Origin of the sequence: Pontibacter aydingkolensis, from assembly GCF_019443125.1 — a bacterium.
In the GTDB taxonomy this organism is placed as follows: Bacteria; Bacteroidota; Bacteroidia; order Cytophagales; family Hymenobacteraceae; genus Pontibacter; species Pontibacter aydingkolensis.
In genome coordinates, this window is the sequence record NZ_JAHYXK010000032.1 from 1 (window position 1) to 19,428 (window position 19,428).

The window sequence follows — 19,428 nt, forward strand, 5'->3', positions numbered from 1 at the left end:
GCCAAGCTAAGCTCCACGGCCATCTGCTAAGGATGCATCGAATACACATTTGTTCATATAAACCAAAGTTAACAGTTTGTAGAAAATTGCCCTTCTTAAACCCTGTAGTCAAAAGTAGCAAGTCCAAAGTGCTGCTGGAGGGAGGAGAAGATCTAAGCCCAAACATTAACTTTGAACATGCGTTTGTGGAGCCGAATGCTACCCAGTTGGATCATATGCGGGAGTTGGCTGATGCCTGCCGGCTACAGGTGCACGTAAGCGGCACCTACTCACTGGATGAGGCCGCTGATGCCCTAAGCAGATATATACGGCGAACATCACCGGTAAAATAGGCATTGTACTGTAACTGCGGTTGCCCTCTGAGCTCTCCCGGCGGTATTAGTTACAGTTGCCCTTCCAAATCTTTCAATGAAAAGCAAAACTTGGAAAGGCTGCTGCTCTACATGGAGCGATGTTGCTTTGTTCTCTCCCTGAGTGCCTCGAAGTTAGCGGCGGCAAAGGCGTCTATCTTCCCTGGCTCCAGGAAATTCATCTTTATCTGTTCCTCTCGCTCCTTTCCACCCAGAATAACATTGATCTCCCCGTTTAGCAGGCCGTCAACAGAAGCCTTGGCCACTTCCTCAGGTGTGTCCATCTGTCCCACCACGGCAGTCTTCATCATGTCAGTGTCCGTGGCCGAAGGGTAGACGGTCATCACGTGGATCGGGTACTGGTGCAGCTCCCTTCGCATGGCGTCTGAAAACTGGCCCACGGCTGCTTTTGTAGCAGCGTACACGCTGTAGAAGGGCATGGCGATGTAGCCGTAGCCCGAGGACATATTCATAATTACGCCTTCCTTGCTCTCCATCAGGAGCGGCAGGGCCTTCTTCGTCAGCAGGATTAGGCCTGTCAGGTTGATATTGATCTGGTTGATGATGTCCTCATCACTCAGGTCGGAGAGCAGGCCGGCGCTTACTACGCCTGCGTTGTTGATGAGGATGTCCAGCTCACCCCAAGCCTCTGATACTGTGGAGACGGCTTTGTCCAAGTCATCTACCTTGGCCACATTGCCCTGAATGGTGAGAAAGTTAGCGCTGGGAAACTCTGATTGCAGCGCGTCCAGCGCCTCTTTCCTTCTGCCTACTACGGCAAAGTCCCGCACCCCCCGGTGCACCAACTCTTGAATGATAGACTTTCCTATTCCGGCACTACCGCCGGTGATCAGCACTTTCTTATTTGTAAGGTTCATAGATACACGCTTTGTTTTCTTATCATGAAACGTGACAAGGGGGCTGGAGTTTTACTGTCTGACTGACTTTGGGCTCTCCCTGATTCTTTGCATTCTGGAACCTTTTAAGGCAGTATGCATATAACTAATTAGCTCAAGTTGCTCGTAACTTGAGCTAATTAGTAAATATTGTACAATCTGCTTCCTTTAAGGCAGGTGTGCCGGTAACCTACAAAAAGGAACTTATCAATGAGTAATCAGCAAGCACAGAAAAGAAAATACCCTTTGTTGTTTTCAGAGGGTAGACTCGGGACCCTAAAGCTCAGGAACCGCATCGGTCTCGCCCCCATGACGAGAACGTCGGCCGAAAGCAACGGTGTGCCCAATGAGACGATGGAGAAGTACTACACCCGTTATGCCAAGGGCGGCTTCGCACTTTTGATAACTGAGGGCACTTACCCTGACGAGAAGTATAGCCAGGGGTATTTGAACCAGCCGGGGATAGCCAACGAAGAGCAGATTGCAGGATGGATGGGAATCATTCAACGTGTGCATGATGCAGGAGCAAAGATCATCTGCCAGTTGATGCATGCCGGAGCCTTGTCCCAAGGCAACATTCACGCGCAAGAAACTATTGGACCCTCCGCAGTGCAGCCTAAAGGAGAAAAGTTGGGATTCTATGGTGGTGAGGGTGCCTTTTCTGTTCCGAGAGAAATGAGCAAAGAAGACATTGCCGATGTGGTGATTGGATTTGCGCAGGCGGCAAAAAATGCAAAGGACGCAGGTTTTGACGGTATTGAGATTCATGGGGCTAACGGCTACATCCTTGACCAGTTTCTCACAGACTATACCAATCAGCGGGAGGACGAGTATGGAGGCAACACGGAGAGCAGATTAAGGTTGCTCGTGGAGACAGCACAGGCTTGCCGCAAGGCAGTAGGCGAAGACTTCTTGGTAGGAATAAGAATCTCCCAGAGCAAGGTCAACGACTACACCCACAAGTGGGCCGGCGGCGAGGAGGATGCCCGGACTATATTCACTGCCTTGGGAAAAGCGGGTCTGGACTTCATCCACGTAACAGAATACCATGCCGATCAGCCGGCTTTTAAGGGAGGAGGCCCCACGCTGGCCGCCCTGGCCAAAAGGTACGGGAGGCTGCCAGTGGTGGTGAACGGGAACCTGAACACACCCGAGCAAGGTGAGGAGATGCTGCAGAGTGGGCAGGTGGATGTGATTACACTCGGGAAGGCCGCACTTGCCAACAAGGACTGGGTGAGTAAAGTAGCCGAAGGGAAGCTTTTGGAGGACTTTGACCCGCAGCGGTTCTTTGTGCCGGACGCGAGGGTGAAGGAGTTTGAGCTGTAATCACCTGTTGAAAACTAAGGCCGTCGAAGAGGAAGAGATACGTTTTTTTCTAACTCAATATTAGGTGAATTAACCGAAGGGGTTAGATTATCGAACCAAAAAAGCCGCTCCATTTAACGTGAAGCGGCTTTTTACTCTGTAGCCCAAAGGATCGAATTATCGAACCTTATCCACGGGGATATTATAGCATTGAAAGGGTGTCTGAGCTGTCCATAAGTCCATTATTTATTGTTTGGAAAGTCTGAAGACAATAGGTTCCACCGGCACAAGAACTTCTACAGGTATCGCTTCGAATAAGAAAGGCTTGCAGCATTTCTGCCTATAAACCAAAGCTGATTAAATTCCGGGCAGTAGTCAGAATGTGTAGCATTCGGCTAAAGGTACAAGACCTAAGAAGCGGCATATCAAGATAATCCAGAATGACTGGTAGCAGGATCTTTGGCTTTTCATTCAATCAATAGCGCCATAGCGGTTATGCTATTCAAAAAGCTATGTCAGAACAATTGAGTTAACTCCTGGCTTCTTCCATTCTTTTTTGCGGAAGCCCTATCGCAGCTTCCTCATTTACTTCATAACAGACATTCTTACTCATTGTTCCTAAAATACTGTCTACCAATTGTTGTACTTCCTCCGCGCTGGGTGCCTCCCAGACACAAGTACCGGTTTTCAGATCTGAGGAAGGATAAACAGAATGAAGCTTTAAATGGGGAGGTATAGAGGAAAGAGCATTCTGAGCAGAAGCCCAGAATGCCTCCGGTTCCTTGATAAAATGATGCGCAATTACAAACATGGCTTCGAAATTTAAGAGTTATGAATATTTTATAAGATCGGTGCTGGATTTTTAGATGGAGGAGTATTAAGAGGCATAATGTTTCTCCTGCCAGGTTGCGGCAGGCTGGAGTGGTATTATTAGATACGATAATTATTTGCATAAGCTTACTGGAAATGATAATGTTTATACACTAAATGGCTTGAGGTAGTAATATATGGGTGAAACACTAAAAGTAGAAGGAGAGTGGACGGGAAGTTGTTGAAAAGTTGTAAACATGTATATATTTGTCTCGCTTTGGCTTCCGAATAGTGTCCGCTAGGCATAAAAAAAGCCCCTCAGCGTTAACTGAGAGGCTTTCTAGTAGACCGAAGGATGGAATTATCGAACCATTTCTTCCGGGATTTAAATGCTTTAGCATGCTATTAATAAAGCATATTATTTATCTATTTGAAGCATCAACTTCGTTTTATTTTAGTTCTCGTTCATAGTATACACTATCTCTTTGCTGGGGATTAAATGGATCTTCCATTTTCCTACTTAGATATACTCAGAGGGTAAAGGATTAACCGGAAGTGATAGGATGTAAGGGAACTATGTCTAAAATAGTATCACGCAATAATCCTGCAGGGGGCATTAATCCTCTGGATGAGTGGCTTTAGATCATGTTGCGCTGCACAGCATGAATACTTATTTCTATTTAGCTGTTAGGAAAAACCTGCGGCGTACAGAGTAGCTATAATGAAAAGCTATACAATGAACTGTGTCTTGAAATCTTTTCCCAGACTATCATACAGCTGTGTAAGTGTTTTAAGCTGGTTACAGTCCGGTTGTGTTAACCGTTTAATTCAGCTAGGTTAGTTTTTATCTTTCTTTATAAAAGAGACTTAAGCTTTTAAGAATAAAGATTTAGGTTAATCGTTAGCTTTTCTTGCCTTTATAAAAACAGCAACGCCGCAGAATTATTTATACTCAAACATAACATTAGTACCGTTCCGAATCCATTTTTCAAAAAACACATTGTCGTTAAATTCACCTGAAAGTAACACGGAATCACTTTCTGTTACTGAAGTGCGTGTACTCATGAAGCCTGGTAGAACATTCTGATTATTAGGAACCCAGTCCAAACCTTTTTTAAGGGCAACACACAGGTATTCTCTTGTTATGGTATCAACTAAGTATTTTCTATTCATTATTAGCGTATTAAGGTCTATAATTTATTGATATGCACCTAGAGCAGTATAGCCGTAGCTGCAATAAAAAAAGCCTTACCACAGGGTAAGGCTTTTTCAGAAATTTATAGATTAAAACTAAGCGCGCTTTACATTAACCGCATTTAGTCCTTTTCTTCCTTCCAGAAGATCAAAACTTACTTCGTCGTTTTCTCTAATCTCATCTACAAGGCCAGAGGCATGTACGAAATATTCCTGATCTGAATTTGTTTCTTTAATAAATCCGAACCCTTTCAGGTCGTTAAAGAATTTTACTGTTCCGTTATTCATATGATGTTTGTTATTATATACCTACTACATACGTGCAGGTATATACGTTCATTATTTTTTACAATATACAATAAATAAATTACAAATCCTTGTTGGTTTACCTATTATATGCTTTTATTTTACTAGTCAGATTACTAAATCCGATGGTATCTGTACCTCACATTAAGCTGACTCCTGGTTACGTAGTAATTCAAAACCCTGATAAGTAGAGCTACCCGAGATAAATCGGGCAGCTTTTCAACTTATGAATAAACGGAGTCTTATTTTGCGGGGATAATGTCGATTATAACAGTACGGTTATAAAAGCGCTCTTCCGGGAATTTGTTTTCGAATGGTGCCAGGTTCTGGTCTTCGCCAAATCCGTGCACTTCAAAGGTCACATCTTTTCTGCCTGCTTTCGCAAGACTGTTCTCGATGATTCTTTTCACATCATTGGCTCTTGCCAGCGACAGGTTCTTGTTGTTGGTATCGTCACCGATGATATCTGTGTAACCGTGTATGATCACCTTGCCACCGTTAGGTATTTTAGGCGTTACAATTTCGGTCAGGTATTTCTCGTAAGTGGTTATCGCTTTAGAGTCGTTGAACTCATACAATACACTATAACGCTGGCCTTCTTCGTCTTTGGCCGGAGTCCAAAGTACCATGTTCACAGTTGCTTCTTTCTTCTCGATGTTGCCATCTTCTTTGGTGCCCAGCATAGTTACCAAGTACGTGCCTTTAGGGCGTGTTCCTAAAATGGTTTTGCCGGGTATACTTACCGTTTCCTGCATGTATGGTCCAAAGTTCTGAACGATGCCTTTGTCATCTGTTATGTTCATCGACCATGAAGTATAAGCTTTATTAGAACCTGCTGCAGTAAATGTTACATAACTGTCAAGCGGTGCTTCCTGTATGGCAGCTATAGTTACCGGTTTCAGGGCAGCTTTAGGGCCACTCTGGAATTCCATCAGCAAAGCTGGTGAGTTACTTTCGATAGACACACGACGGTCGCCTTCACGAAGCAGTTCCAGTTCTTTGGTGCCACCTGGTTGTTCCGAAGGCAACTTAGGTTTGTTACGACCTTCAATAGCGATGCGCGAAGCCTGGATACCAAATGTATTAACAAGGTAGCTTTTCACAGTTCCAGCCATTACGGTACCTTCCTGCGGACCATTCTCAGATGAACCTACCAGCGTTATACTTGCTGATGGATTTTCGCCTAAGCGGTCACCAAGTATGTTCAGTACATTATAGTATACTGTCATCTCGCGATCAGAACGGCCAGCTAATGTTTTAGGTGTGAACATCTCCAGCTGATCTTCTTTAAAGTCTTTTACCTGGTCTTTCTCAAGCAGCACATAACGATCCGGAATGGCTGTAGAACCCTGGTTAAAGAATACATAGTTACGAAGCGGGAAGGTCTCTCTTACCCTGCGGTCTGCCGTAATATTGGTAGGCGAGTTAACCGTGAACTGCACATCGTTGGCAGCTATTGTTGCGTTTGGCTTACCTCGTCCTAATTTTATAGCGGCACCTACTCGTAATGTATTTACTGTCATTGTTTCGATGCTGCGCGGCGACTGGCCGAAGTATGGCTGGTACGTTACAAACGGGGTAAGTACAAGCTGCGTGCGGTTGTTCTGAGAGTTAAGCGGAATGTCGTAACCGGCACCCACCTGCATCGAAAGTAATCTGTCTTTCACATCGCTCAGGTCACCTTTTACAGCAGGGTTTTTTTCCTGATCCGAGTAAGCTGGGTTAACGCCTTGTTCGTAGGTAAATTCCTTCTTCACATTAAAGGCCAGTCTCGGACCACCCATCAGGTAAAAACCTGAGGCTTTAAAAGGAGAGAAGCGCAGGCTTGGCTCTACTGTAATGTAGCTTAGCTTGGTACTCAGGTCTGCGGGGCAGTCGCAGGCAGTTGTCTGTTGGTCAAATTCACCTCTGCGGCTATCATAACCTGTCTGCAGCATCAGTCCCCATCTCGATTCCGGGCGACGATACTCTATAAGTGGCGCTGCAAAAAGACCTACACCGTTGCCACTATGAAATGTTACCGGCGGCGTAAGCTGCGAGTTCAATTTATGAGTAGAACCTTTGTAGAAGTTGAAGTTTGCACCGGCTGCTGCGCCAAACCACCAAGATGGTTTCGTGAACGGAGCATTCTGGGCCTGGGCCGGAGCCTGGATTCCTGTAAAGATGATAGTGCTTAGAACTATAGTTTTGAGCGCAAGCTTAGAGGCAGACCATGCTTGGTGCGATCCGGTATTGTTATTTTTGATTGTCATGTTCGTGTTGATTAAGGCTTCTCGATGATGTTTGTGTTGGTCATTACTACCGAGCCATTTCTGGCAAGCATTCTACCTACGGCTGTTGCTCCTGAGTTCATGGTGATAGAGGTCAGGGCAAGTACGTTTCCTTTAAAGGAAGTGCCGTCGCCGATAGTGGCAGAGCTGCCTGTTTGCCAGAAGATATTCTTAGCCTGTGCGCCGCCTGTAAGTATAATGTTACCGCCTGCACCACCCACTGTGGTAAAGTCTGATGCTATCTGGAATATCCATACTGCATTCGGGTCGCCTTGTGCATCCAGTGTTAAGTCACCGGCCTGTACCAGTAAAGTTGAAGTAGATTTGTAGATGCCTGGGGCAAGTGTTTTACCACCCTGGTCGCCGGCTACTGTGGCTGGTGCCGGAGAAGTTGCTCCTTCAGCAAAAAGATAAGCTTCTAATAGGTCTTGCTTGGCTTGTATCAGCATGGCAGATGTACCTGCTGGTGCAGAATCATCAGATGCAAAAATGGCGCCGTTAACAACTTTAGCCGGAGGAAAACCGGTTACCGACGAGCGAACACCAGGTGTTATACCAACATCTAAGTTTCTTATCTCACTGAAGCCTGCATTGTTACTGATGCCAACCCCTGCAAAGATTCCGAAGCGACCAACCGATTTAAGATCAACGCCCATTGCCGTAGAACCGGGTTGCGTATTGTCAACACCTGTTGTAAAGGTCCACTCATAGTTAGCAGCCAAAGGAGTATTATTTTTACTCATGGCAGCTGTAGTTATAGTTGCAGTATAAGTTGTGTTGGCAGCCAGGTTATTTTCAGGTGTGAATTTAGCTGTAGTACCAGTATAACTGATGCTGCCGGCTATAGTTGATGTACCTGTTTTTAAGGTAAATGAAGTGGCCGTGATCGTTGAAGGAATCATTGCTTCACTGAAACCGGCACTGATAACTGTATTTCTGGCTACACCAGTTGCCAGGTTAACAGGGTTTGTTAATACTACTCTTGGTATTGAAGGAGCGACAGTAGTAAAGGTCCAGACATAATCTGTTTGGAGTGCGTTACCCATCATATCTTTTACTGAAGTAGCAACTCTGCCTGTGTAGGTAGTAGCGAATTCAAGTTCGTTTTCAGGTATAAAGGTCAGGATGTTGGTTTCGGTGTTGAAGGATATTTCGCCTGGCTCTTTTTCCGGACCTGTTAAAGTAAAGGATGTCTGGGTGATGGTCTCAGGATTCATTCCCTCATTAAAGGTAACTGTAACATTAGAGGTGAGAGGGACCGAGGTGGCTCCGTCTTCAGGAGTGGTACTTAGAACAACGGGGCAAACCCCAAAATCTTCTATGAATGTATCTTCTTTACATCCGGCAATTACAACAACCGAAGCAAAGGCAAGGGTCGTCACTAGTTTTCTTAAATTCAATCTGTTTTTGATAAATTTTTCCGTTACTGGCGGGTGCGTGCATCTATATTAAGCACGGCAGTATTTGATGATACAAAGGTGGGGCAAATCAGATCGGGATATGTTACATAGTAAATAAAGTATGTTACATAAATCACACGTTTTCCAGGTTTTCCAATCTTTTATGCTGAAGTTTCTTGTAAAATGTAGGGGAAAGGCCTGTTACTTTCTTAAACTGATTTGATAAATGGGCCACACTACTATAGTGCATGCGGTGCGCGATCTCAGTAAGGTTAAGCTCTTTATATAATAGCAACTCTTTTACCCTTTCAATTTTGTGTGAAATGATAAATTGCTGAATTGTGATGCCATTCACTTCAGAGAAGATGTTGGCCAGATAAGTATAATCGTAGTTTAGTTTCTCACTTATATAATTGGAGTAGTTGGCTTTCGGGAACTCATCGGAATAATGTATCATCTCGATGATGACATTCTTTATCTTTTCGATCAGGATGCTTTTCTTGTCATCCAATAACTCTAATCCCGAAACCTGCAGGTTATCTTTGAGTTGTGTGCGCTGCTCTGTTGTAATGTTACCCAGTATCTCTACAGTGCCCAGGTCAACTACCACATACTGCAGGCCGAGATTAAATAATTCTGCCTTCACCAGCATTTTGCAGCGTTGGCTAACCATGTATTTAATAAACAGTGTCATAGCGTTCGTTGAGACTCTTAAGTCGTTTTGACGAGCTATAGAGAGCCTGTTTTAAACTATAATATGTATGGTTTAACTGTGATCCTCCGGAAATACATTGACTACTTTTTCAGTATCGGGCTATTGTATGCATCTACATACTTGTTGATATGATGTTATTCGCCAAGTATTGTAAGCAGGTGTTTGTTTAACAGTGGTTTTTGGAAGTAGATAATAGCAGGAATTCCTACTGACCAGTCAAGCTCAGCGTACCTGGAATTGTTGCTGTTGAGTATCACCTTTGTTAAAGTATAATCTAATAGTTTTAGCTTTTCCAGTTCCTGTGTAAAAATGATACCACTCATGATCGGCATCTCAATATCTGAGATAATAATCTCGGGCAGTTCATCCATCTCATAGTCTATTTTTAGTATTTCCAATGCTTTTGAGCCATTTCCAGCAGTTACAATCTCTCCCTCGCCATCATGCTTTTTCAGCAGCTGTTTCAGGATATAGATGTAAGTGCTATCATCGTCTATCAGTAATATTTTTTTCTTCATCCTCTCGGCAATTTGCCATAACAGGCACTGCTGTATGATGTTAAAAATGTATTAAATTAAAACTGGAAAAATGTTGCACTTCAAAATGCATGTTAAATCAATCGCACGTTTTGTAAATAGTAAGATCTATAGTTGGTCTGTTTAAACTATAATATTGTTTAAAGTATCTGCATCTTGTTCTATCGGGAACAGAAGGCTGATCTATACTTACAGGCAATGTTATATTTTATGGTAACACTGCCTGTAAGTTTATACAGTCACATGCATACTCGATATTCCTAATCCGGCCAATACGCGGCTTCTTACATTTAGCGCACCTATAATACGGTTAACTGGTGTTGGCTCCATCCTGATAAGGGTTGGTATCGCTATAATGCCTGCCTCTTCTGCTTTATCAGGGTCTTTCTGGATATCAATAATTTCAAGTTGATAGTTTCCGTTTAAATTTTCCCTGCAAATCTTGAGTAATGTGTCCACTGCCTCGACTGAATTAAGGCTGTGTCCGTTAATAAAGAGCTGAAATACATGCATGCTCATTGATTAAAATTTGGCTGATAGTTCCGGTTAATTTACGGCTAATGATGATTGTTTATTTTTGTTACTCAAGCTTAATAAGCATCGGGTTGCCCGTCAATATGCCGCTTATGCCCTCAAAGTTTTTGCCTATGTCTGCTCCGTTTTCAGTTATAGTAAATTTCCGGATAGATGAATCGTGTTTGGAACCCCGCATTTTAAGCACAGCTATACTTCGCTGCATTTCACCAGACATCTCTACATAGCGCAGCAGTATAATGGTATCTGTAATAGGCGAGATGTTGCCTTCGGTATCGGATGTGCCGCCTGCCAGCAAAGGAGTATTAGACGTAAACATGCCTGTTATCTCCTTGTGCTTCAGGTATGCTGTAAAGGCAATAATAAACTCCCTGAACCCTTTGTCGGAAGAAGTGCGCGATAAGGCAGATAAACTATCCATCGCGATTCTTTGAGGCTTAAAGGTTTTCACTATTTCCTGGATGTTGATGAAATGATCTTCCAGGGATGAAACTTCCGGATAAATAGAGATCACTTTCAGCAGTCCTTCAGCCTCGAGTTGCTTAAAATCAATGCCCCAGCCGGCTGCGTTGCGGTATAGTTGCTCACTGCTTTCTTCAAAAGCCATAAGCAGGCAACGCTCTTTCTTCTCCCGGATACCGTTTACAAAGTTGGCTACCAGCAATGTTTTTCCGGCGCCTATTGCCCCGGAAACAAGGTTGATAGAGCCTTTATAAAATCCGCCATTTATCATTTCGTCCAGGGCAGGTACACCGGATGTTACACGCTCATTAGACGTAATATGCTTTAGGTTCATGGCTGATAACGGGATGATAACGATGGCCTTTTCAGGGTTTATTGAAAACGGATTTTCACCTTTCTCGTGGTTACTTCCTCTGAACTTCAGTATCTCTATAGTTCTTCTGCGCTTTTCGTTATGCAACACATTCCGGAGAATGATCACGTTATCCGTCAGGAATTCTTCTACTCCAAAACGGGTGATCTTGCCATATTCTTCCAGGCGTTCTGCCGTGATGATAGAAGTGGCTCCCAACCGCGATAAGGTGAGCGCTACCTGTATCAGCTCGCGCCGGATGGTATGCATCTCCTCGTGGAACTGTGTGAAAATGCTGCCAATAGAGTCTATAACTACACGTTGTGCATTACATTTTTGTACTGCTCTTTCCAGTCTTATCCTGAAAGCGCTCAGGTCGAAATCACCGACAGCTATGATGTTCTCTTCTTTCGGGGCGGCATCTACAAATATCCATTTCCCTTCTTTTTCCCAGGTATCTATATCCCAGTTAAGACTTTTCAGGTTTCTCCGGATATCATCTGCCTGTTCTTCGAAGGTAACAAACACGCCAGGCTGGTTATAGAGCTGAATACCCATTGCCAGGAACTGCGCACCAAAAAGTGTTTTAGCACTACCGGAGCTGCCCGCAACCAGTGTTGTACGGCCAAGTGGCAGGCCGCCATGTGCTATATGGTCGAAGGAATCGTTTCCGGTTTTTAATTTTCTAAGGTGCATAGGCAAACGTAAGCGGTTTTGGAAATAAAGATATTGTTCGGGAATTTCAGGTCGAGGTGCTACCATGACAGGAAGTTTAAAAGGAGCTATGTAAAACATTCGCGAGGACCAGCAGCATCCTATTCGCTCCTATAAGTCCGTGCATCCATTAATAATCAGATGCCGGTTAAGGGCTTTTAATAGTCAGTATAGGTCTACCCATTCTTGTAACATAAAATGTACACACAATGGGATAGACAAAGGTGGGGGTTATTAGACAGCAAAACTTTACATACTTGTTCAAGTATGTTTCATATTTTACAGGTTTTGGAGCACGCCTGCGCGTTTGTCTTTTAAATGCTTGTAAAAAGAGGGGGAAAGGCCAGTTACTTTTTTAAACTGGCTCGATAAGTGGGCCACACTGCTATAGTGCAGGCGGTGGGCAATTTCGGTAAGGCTTAGCTCATCATAAAATAGCAGTTCTTTCGCTTTCTCTATTTTATGGATGATGATGAATTGCTGGATGGTAATGCCTTTTACTTCGGAGAAGATAGTGGCTAAGTAGTTGTAGTTATAACCAAGTTTCTCGCTGATATAAACAGAGTAATTCACGTTCGGTTGTTCTTCCGGCGAATTGATCATTTCTGTTATCAGTTTTTTTTATTTTATCTATGAGGTTGGTTTTGCTGTTATCCAGCACCTCTAACCCTGATTTGTTAAGGTTTTCCTTTAACCGCTCGAGTTGGATGTCGGTAATATCTTTGTGTATCTCCACCACGCCCAGGTCAACCACCACGTATTCTGACTGCAAACCAAGAGTTGTAAGTTCGTTTTGCACCAGTGCTTTACAGCGATTGCTCACCATGTACTTGATATATAATTTCATTTGTTTTAGTAAAGTGCATACTCAAATCCGGGAGTATGGTACGGCGCTGCTACTGGCAATGTGATCAGAACCTGGTGCGATGTGATGAGCAATGAGATCAGGATCTTACAATAACATGTAAGACAGGTTCTGTGATTCATACTTAAGACGTATGCGCGGCAACATTAATTCATTAAGCTGCAAACTATAAACTGTAGTTTAAACTATAGTGTGCCTGCTGCAGCAGATTAGTGTATAACCGCAAAATAATTTGTCCTGTAACCAACACCCGGGTTTTAACCGGTACATCAGTTACAGGACAAATTACACTGTTTTGGCTATAGTTGATTAATGTATTGCGATGCCTATAGTTGATACACCTGTAGACAGGTCTAAGAACGCACCGACTCTGTTGTTAAAGTGGTATTCGGTACCAACATGCAGGTCCAGGAAAAGCGGATTGCCTCTGCGGTAATGATTTTTGTCGCCATCATAGCCATCATCCCAACGCGAGTTTATAACTGCAAAACCCAATGAGCCGGCCAGGTAAAAATCCCATTTAGGATTTGCCTGTAGTATATCGTCAAAGTAATACGAGCCTTTAACGCCAATCGGGATGATAGTTTCGCGGTACGTATAGTTGTTGCTATCATCGTGGTAATCGTTCGAGAAAGTAGAGAAACTGATGAATGGTGCAAGCGTAAAGCTTTTGGCTACATCAAACTCATAGTTTACATTGATAACGGGTAGCGAACGGTTGGCATATTTGTAGTAGCCGCCGTAGCCGCCAATTCCTACACCTAAGTTTAATGTGCTGCCGTGTTTTTCCTGGGCAGTTGCATTTAACGTGAAAAAGCTGACAAACAGAATGGTTAATGTGATTGTAAATAATCTCTTCATATTATGGTTTTTAAAATTCTGATAAGGGGTGATTTTTATAGTTCCTGGTTTGCCTTTGCTTTTCCGGAACTGTTTAGAGTTAATTTTCTGAAGCACAAACTATAGAACCATATTTCGTCTGAAATATGGTATTGCTTAAGGTAATTGGCTGTTGTATGGTTTGGTGTGAGTTGTTGACCAGTACCCTGGCCGTAGAATTATAACCTTAGGATAGGTATTGCTGCTTTAGCGCTTAACGTCTTTTTTGCTGTGCTGCTGGCAGTTTGGTGTTGCTTTCGGTGAGGCTGGTAATTTGTATCCTAAATTCAATCAGTATTGTCTTAGTGTTCGTTACTCGCAGCAGCCGGCTTTTCTATAGTTCAGCTGTTTTTGATGTTACAAAGGTGGGGCTATTCAAACTGCATTATGTTACACAGTAAAAAAACTATGTTACATAAATCACATGTTTTCGAGGTTGGCCATGCGCTTTTGCTTTAATAGCTTGTAAAACGAGGGGGAAAGGCCGGTTACTTTTTTAAACTGGTTCGATAAATGGGCCACGCTGCTATAGTGCAGGCGATGCGCGATCTCCGTTAAGTTAAATTCTTTGTACAGCAATAGCTCTTTTACTCTTTCAATTTTATGGAAGATGATGAATTGCTGGATGGTGATGCCTTTTACTTCTGAAAAGATGTTAGCCAGATAGGTATAGTCGTGGTTGAGTTTCTCGCTGATATAATCGGAGTAATTCGCTTTCGGAAATTCATCGGAATAATGCACCATCTCGATGATGACGTTCTTTATCTTTTCGATCAGGATGCTTTTTTTGTCATCCAGCAACTCTAATCCTGATAAGAGGAGATTGTTTTTGAGTAGGCTACGTTGTTCGAGCGTAATATCTTCAAGGATCTCAACTGTTCCCAGATCAACCACCACATACTGCAGGCCCAGTTTGCCTAATTCTTCCTTCACCATCATTTTGCAGCGCAGGCTAACCATGTATTTAATATACAATATCATAGCGGTTCTTGTGTCTCTTAGTTCGTTTTCCTGAAACTACAGAGATTCTTTTTATAATGTGAAGTGATTAGAATCACTATGGTTATCTGTAAATATACTTACTCCTTTTTTGGTATCGGGCTATATATATAAAATTAAATGCGTTTGATGATTTCTGTTGGTCTATAAATAAGAAAAGGCTTAATAAGACAAGTATTAATGCTTCTGTGTAGCCTAAAGGTTAGAACATAGAACTTTATACCTAATGCTTTAAGATTAAAAATCATTTTTTAGACTTAAAGCTCGTCTTGGTGTTAAAGCTTGATCTTACCTGTTATCTAGCTTAGTTTCTACTTTATTTATAGTTGTACATAAATTTTGTATCCATTAATAATACTGCCTGTTACAAAGCAGAATAAAATTTTATTTTAAGGTGATTGTGTATATAGTTATTCTGATAATAAAAAAAATCAATATATAGATGTAACTATATCTGCTAAAATTAGTACAGTAAGTTTAATAATGTGGTTGAACAAAGCCTATCAATATGTTCGACAGACAATAAATTATGTAATTCACTGTATGCAAAGAGTACACTATTCTTGCCTTATCCTTTTAATACTTTTTTTGAGTTTTCAATCAGTACAGGCCCAAACCAGGCAGTTTATATGGGCACAGCAATCAAAAAAAACCTCTGGCACAACTGCTGAAGTGGGAAGGGCGGCTACCGCGGATGCTATCGGAAACGTCTATGTTACCGGGTATTTTCAGGGAACTGTCACAATAGGTGGAGAATCAATTACCAGCCTTGGGTCTGATGATATTTTTATAGCTAAATATAATGTATTAGGTACGTTACAATGGGTAAGAACGGCAGGAGGAATAGGTGCTGATACTGGCAATGGAATTGATGTAGACGGCTTGGGCAATGTGTATGTTACCGGGAATATAAAAGGTGGCTCAGCAACCTTCGATCATATTCCTGTAACATACTCTAATTCCTCTAATGAAATATTTGTAGCAAAGTATGATACATATGGTACTGTGCAATGGGTTAGAACTGGTAGTGAAGGTGGTGCTAAGGTTGGGTACGCCATTACTGCAGATGATGCCGGCAATTCTTACATTACGGGATATTTTGCGGGTAACAATACTAAATTTGGCAGTCATTCACTTCCGTCAATTGGTAACAATGACATATTTATAGTTAAGTATGATCCATCTGGTACAGCAGTCTGGGCAAAGTCAGCGGGTTCATCGGGAGGAGGTGCTAATGGTCATGATGGTGGGCAGAGTATAGTAGCAGACGCATCAGGAAATCTGTATATAACAGGTTACTTTTCTGGTAATGCAAAGTTTGGTAACCTACCAACTATAGATCCTAAGTCTAGTAATCAAAAAGACGCATTTATTGCTAAATATAACACATCCGGTGACGCTATCTGGGCTAGAAGTGTGGGTATAGAAACTACCTATACCACTGGTGAATATGGTATTACGTTAGATATGGGCGGGAATGCTTATATAACGGGTGCATATATAGGAACAGCTACTATCGGAGGCACAACACTTACCAATAGTGGAGGTGCGGATATATATGTTGCCAAATACAGCACTAATGGTGTTGTTGAGTGGGTAAGGAAAGCAGGAAGCACAAACGTAGATCTTCCTTATGGCATAACTACAGATGGTTCCGGAAATACCGTTGTAACAGGCTATTTTTCTGGCATTGCCACTTTTGATGGTGGTGGCACTATAGTACCTGTAACCAGCACCGGGGGTACTGATATCTTTATTGCCAAATATAGCCCTGCAGGCACACTGCAATGGGTAGAGAAAGGCGGAGGTACGGGTAATGACTATGGCTATGGAGCAGCACAAGACAATTTCGGGAATGCCTATATAGCGGGTAGTTTTGTTACTCAAACTACGTTCGGCAGTACACCTACTTTAACAACTTCCGGCACATCCATGTTTATTGCAAAGATCGGTATTACCATTACCTGGGAGGGTTCTGTCTCAACAGCGTGGGCAAACGCTAACAACTGGAAGGGCGGGGTTGGGCCAACGGCTGCTGATGATGTGACCATCCCGTCAGGTTTAACCCAATATCCGGTATTAAGTACAAGCGCACAGGCAAACAGTATCATTCTAGGCTCAGGTAATAGTTCTCTAAGATTGGCTGCCGGGGGCGACCTGACTGTTCATGGTTTCATGGCACTTAGCTCTGGTTCAAATCTTATAATGGAGGAAGGGAGCAATAGTTTATTGACAGTTAGGGGGCAGTTCGTTACTTTCGGCGGTACCCTCACATCTGGAAGCGATGCTACAGTCAGACTTGCTTCTCAGATTTCTGTTCCCGTGCCTGCTTTAACTTTTCCCTCTTTGATATTAGATAGCAAACCCGGTACAAGGTTGGATTTTATTAATAACATTACTGTTAAAGGAAATCTTGTGCTTAACTCCCAGCGTGCGGGCACAGGAAGAATTATACTTAGCGGAGGCACAGCTCCCCACCAAATTTCTGGTACACAACCGATTATCAATATCGAATTAAATGATAGCCAGGGAGCAGTTTATCATGAAGATATTCCTATATCGGGTACGCTTACCTTAACCAACGGACCATTTACAGCAACAAAAAGACTAAGGTTAGATACTGGATCCACACTTTCGATGGTTAATGGTAGCTTGGTCTTAAACAACTTCTTTGATTATACCCCCGGTACATTGAATATGGGAACTGGCACTGTGAGATTTGCCAGTAATATCTCCTTAACAGTTCCGAACCTGGCCTACCATAACCTCGTGCTTGAGGGTGTGGCGGGTACGATGCTTACAATCGGTAGCAATATCACAGTTAACAAAGACCTGCAGGTTGCCAGCACAGGCTTTACCCTGCACAATGATCACACGCTAACTGTAAAAGGAAACCTTGACTATCACGCGCTGCGCAGCGGCTCAGGGAAGGTTGTGCTCTCTGGCGGCACAGCCGCTCACCGGATCTCAGCCAGCCGCCCGTTAGGTAACCTGGAGCTTGACGATGTCCGGGGAGCGGTGCACACCACCGACATTACCATCGCCGGTCTGCTCACCCTACGTAACGGCAAGCTCTCGGCTGAGGCTGGCAAAAAGCTAACTTTAGACGGCTCTCTTGACACAAGTTTAGGCAGTAGCGAAGATACGGGAAGATTGTATGAAGGAGCCTTGGTAAAAAAACTCGCTATTAGTGGTACAGGTACCCATCTTTTCGGCAACATCGGCCTGAGCTTTGATAACATTGGTGGGGGCAACTGGGGAGAAGTAACTGTAACACGCATTACAGGGCCCGGCTCAGCAGTAACCAATCCAGAGGATCCTACTAAGCAGGGTATAGAGCGAAACTGGAATATAAGCCCCACTGTGCAAGCGAACAGCTCAGTTAACCTCACACTAAGCTGGCTTGCAGCCGATAACAATGGACTTGATTTCACTACTAAGGAGGCACAGGTCTACAAAAGCACAGACAACGGAGCCACCTGGTTTACCGTAGGAAACCCACTGATGGCCACAAGCAGTGGGAACTGGAGGGGCGTGACGGTGCGGGCAAAGTCTTTCTCCAGGTGGACTGTATCCAATTCGGTTACGCCGCTGCCCGTAGAGCTTGTTCACTTTGAAGCCATCGTAACAGAACAGGAAACAGTAGCGCTCAGGTGGGAGACTGCCTCAGAAAGTGACAACTACTATTTCGCTGTGGAGAGGAGCAGTGACAGCAAGGAATTCGTTGAGATCAGCCGCGTAAAAGGAAGAGGTACAACCAGTACTCGAACCAAATATGCCTTTACAGATCGTGAACCTCTATCTGGTACCTCGTATTACCGCCTTCGTCAGGTGGATCTGGACGGCACAGAGAAGTACTCCCCTCTGCGTGGGGTTAGCCTTAAACGAAGCAATACAGTTGAATTGCATCTCTACCCCAATCCGGTTAAGGGCGCTCAAGTGAACTTGCTTGTAAAGGGACTAACGCAGGGAGAGGAGGCTGTGCTGCAGTTAACCGATCCTGCAGGCAAGCTTGTAATGAGCCAGCCAATAACACAAAGCCAGTTAGTGCTACAGGTAGAATCTCTCTCTCCGGGCGTGTATTTGGTAAGGGTGAGCGGGGGGCATTTTTCTCAAACTATAAAAATGGTGGTATTGTAAAATGCCGCTTATTCTGACTGAGCTTCCTTTAAGTCTTAAAGAAGGTAAATTGGATATCTAGTAAGTAATACTAAAAGAGAATCAGTATAGCATCGCATCGCAAAATAAGATTCTGTTTTAATCAATGTATGACAGTCTATACTAAGCCCTGCATTTCTCACAATAATGCATATTAGTTGAGCGCAATGATCTCAACTTAATATTGTAGCTGATATTTGCAATCTGGTCCGCACTTTACAATTGCCCTCCTTTATGGTCTACCCGCCGAAAGGAGAAGTTGCCTGCCCTAATACCTCAACAGTAATCTGTGCGTAAGCGTGTAATAAAACTGAAAGCGCGTTCATTTTAAGATAAATTCATTATAACCTATTTAATTAGTACAGCATTAATTTAACCCTGATTAAGGAGCTCCTTTTCTGAAAGTTTAAAGGTTCTGGCTGTGCCACCTGAGCAACCTCCTCACCCATCCTAAGTATAGCCATAGCAGGGCGCTGTGCAGCAGCAAATGCAACTCTTGTTTCAATATTTAGTACTATAAAAAGATCTATAATTATAAAAATAGCTGAACTATGAAAAACTTGGTTGTGGTCTACAATGTATGATGATTTCGGTAATAGAATATTAGCTTCATAGCATCGTAGTGGTTTTGCTCTTTTTTAGAGAAGCAGGCCGTTTTCCTGACTATTCTCCTGTTTCTTGTT

General features: G+C 43.2%; 16 protein-coding genes and 1 pseudogene. 3 read left to right on the top strand and 14 right to left on the bottom strand.

What is annotated here, in order from left to right; genetic code table 11:
* The first annotated feature begins 86 nt into the window (after positions 1–86).
* Positions 87–332, top strand: coding sequence for a hypothetical protein (locus tag K0O23_RS19530; RefSeq protein WP_219879145.1), 246 nt, complete (start codon positions 87–89; stop codon positions 330–332).
* A 107-nt stretch (positions 333–439) separates the two neighbouring features.
* On the opposite strand, the gene K0O23_RS19535 is transcribed toward K0O23_RS19530, so the two are convergent.
* Positions 440–1,228 carry an SDR family NAD(P)-dependent oxidoreductase gene (locus K0O23_RS19535; protein WP_219879146.1) on the bottom strand — a complete coding sequence of 263 codons (789 nt, stop codon included), beginning with the start codon at positions 1,226–1,228 and terminating at the stop codon, positions 440–442.
* Positions 1,229–1,456: 228 nt separating this feature from the next.
* Between K0O23_RS19535 and K0O23_RS19540 the strand changes: the two genes are divergently transcribed.
* Complete coding sequence (locus K0O23_RS19540) at positions 1,457–2,572, top strand: oxidoreductase (RefSeq protein ID WP_219879147.1); 1,116 nt, start codon at positions 1,457–1,459, stop codon at positions 2,570–2,572.
* Between the two features lie 508 nt (positions 2,573–3,080).
* Here K0O23_RS19540 and K0O23_RS19545 read toward each other — a convergent pair.
* The 12 genes from K0O23_RS19545 to K0O23_RS19595 all read right to left on the bottom strand — a co-directional run bounded on the left by K0O23_RS19545 (position 3,081) and on the right by K0O23_RS19595 (position 14,569).
* Entirely contained in the window at positions 3,081–3,362 is a 282-nt protein-coding gene (locus tag K0O23_RS19545) for a hypothetical protein (protein WP_219879148.1), read from the bottom strand.
* Positions 3,363–4,651: 1,289 nt separating this feature from the next.
* Positions 4,652–4,843 (bottom strand): cold-shock protein, encoded by a 192-nt coding sequence (locus K0O23_RS19550; RefSeq protein WP_219879149.1) that lies wholly within the window; start codon positions 4,841–4,843, stop codon positions 4,652–4,654.
* A gap of 260 nt (positions 4,844–5,103) precedes the next feature.
* Positions 5,104–7,113, bottom strand: coding sequence for an outer membrane beta-barrel protein (locus tag K0O23_RS19555; RefSeq protein ID WP_219879150.1), 2,010 nt, complete (start codon positions 7,111–7,113; stop codon positions 5,104–5,106).
* Positions 7,114–7,124: 11 nt separating this feature from the next.
* A complete protein-coding gene (locus tag K0O23_RS19560; RefSeq protein WP_219879151.1) occupies positions 7,125–8,513 on the bottom strand; it encodes an ice-binding family protein in 1,389 nt (462 codons plus the stop codon).
* Between the two features lie 151 nt (positions 8,514–8,664).
* Positions 8,665–9,225: a helix-turn-helix domain-containing protein gene (locus K0O23_RS19565; RefSeq protein ID WP_219879152.1), complete on the bottom strand. Its 561-nt coding sequence runs from the start codon at positions 9,223–9,225 to the stop codon at positions 8,665–8,667.
* Positions 9,226–9,380: 155 nt separating this feature from the next.
* Positions 9,381–9,764 carry a response regulator gene (locus K0O23_RS19570; protein ID WP_219879153.1) on the bottom strand — a complete coding sequence of 128 codons (384 nt, stop codon included), beginning with the start codon at positions 9,762–9,764 and terminating at the stop codon, positions 9,381–9,383.
* A gap of 249 nt (positions 9,765–10,013) precedes the next feature.
* The gene (locus K0O23_RS19575; protein ID WP_219879154.1) at positions 10,014–10,301 is read right to left on the bottom strand and encodes a circadian clock KaiB family protein; all 288 of its coding nucleotides are present in this window, start codon (positions 10,299–10,301) and stop codon (positions 10,014–10,016) included.
* A gap of 61 nt (positions 10,302–10,362) precedes the next feature.
* On the bottom strand, positions 10,363–11,826 hold the full coding sequence (gene kaiC / locus K0O23_RS19580) for a circadian clock protein KaiC (RefSeq protein WP_246597234.1): 1,464 nt from the start codon (positions 11,824–11,826) through the stop codon (positions 10,363–10,365).
* Between the two features lie 297 nt (positions 11,827–12,123).
* Positions 12,124–12,447: a helix-turn-helix domain-containing protein gene (locus K0O23_RS20450; protein WP_317195720.1), complete on the bottom strand. Its 324-nt coding sequence runs from the start codon at positions 12,445–12,447 to the stop codon at positions 12,124–12,126.
* On the bottom strand, positions 12,377–12,691 hold the full coding sequence (locus tag K0O23_RS20455) for a hypothetical protein (protein WP_317195721.1): 315 nt from the start codon (positions 12,689–12,691) through the stop codon (positions 12,377–12,379). The genes K0O23_RS20450 and K0O23_RS20455 overlap by 71 nt, the downstream gene beginning before the upstream one ends.
* 327 nt (positions 12,692–13,018) lie before the next feature.
* On the bottom strand, positions 13,019–13,570 hold the full coding sequence (locus K0O23_RS19590; protein ID WP_219879155.1) for a hypothetical protein: 552 nt from the start codon (positions 13,568–13,570) through the stop codon (positions 13,019–13,021).
* Positions 13,571–14,008: 438 nt separating this feature from the next.
* Positions 14,009–14,569, bottom strand: coding sequence for a helix-turn-helix domain-containing protein (locus K0O23_RS19595; protein WP_219879156.1), 561 nt, complete (start codon positions 14,567–14,569; stop codon positions 14,009–14,011).
* A gap of 606 nt (positions 14,570–15,175) precedes the next feature.
* Between K0O23_RS19595 and K0O23_RS19600 the strand changes: the two genes are divergently transcribed.
* A complete protein-coding gene (locus K0O23_RS19600) occupies positions 15,176–18,727 on the top strand; it encodes an SBBP repeat-containing protein (RefSeq protein ID WP_219879157.1) in 3,552 nt (1,183 codons plus the stop codon).
* A gap of 589 nt (positions 18,728–19,316) precedes the next feature.
* On the opposite strand, the pseudogene K0O23_RS20645 reads toward K0O23_RS19600, so the two are convergent.
* Positions 19,317–19,428: pseudogene (locus K0O23_RS20645) on the bottom strand (IS1 family transposase); the annotation flags it as partial.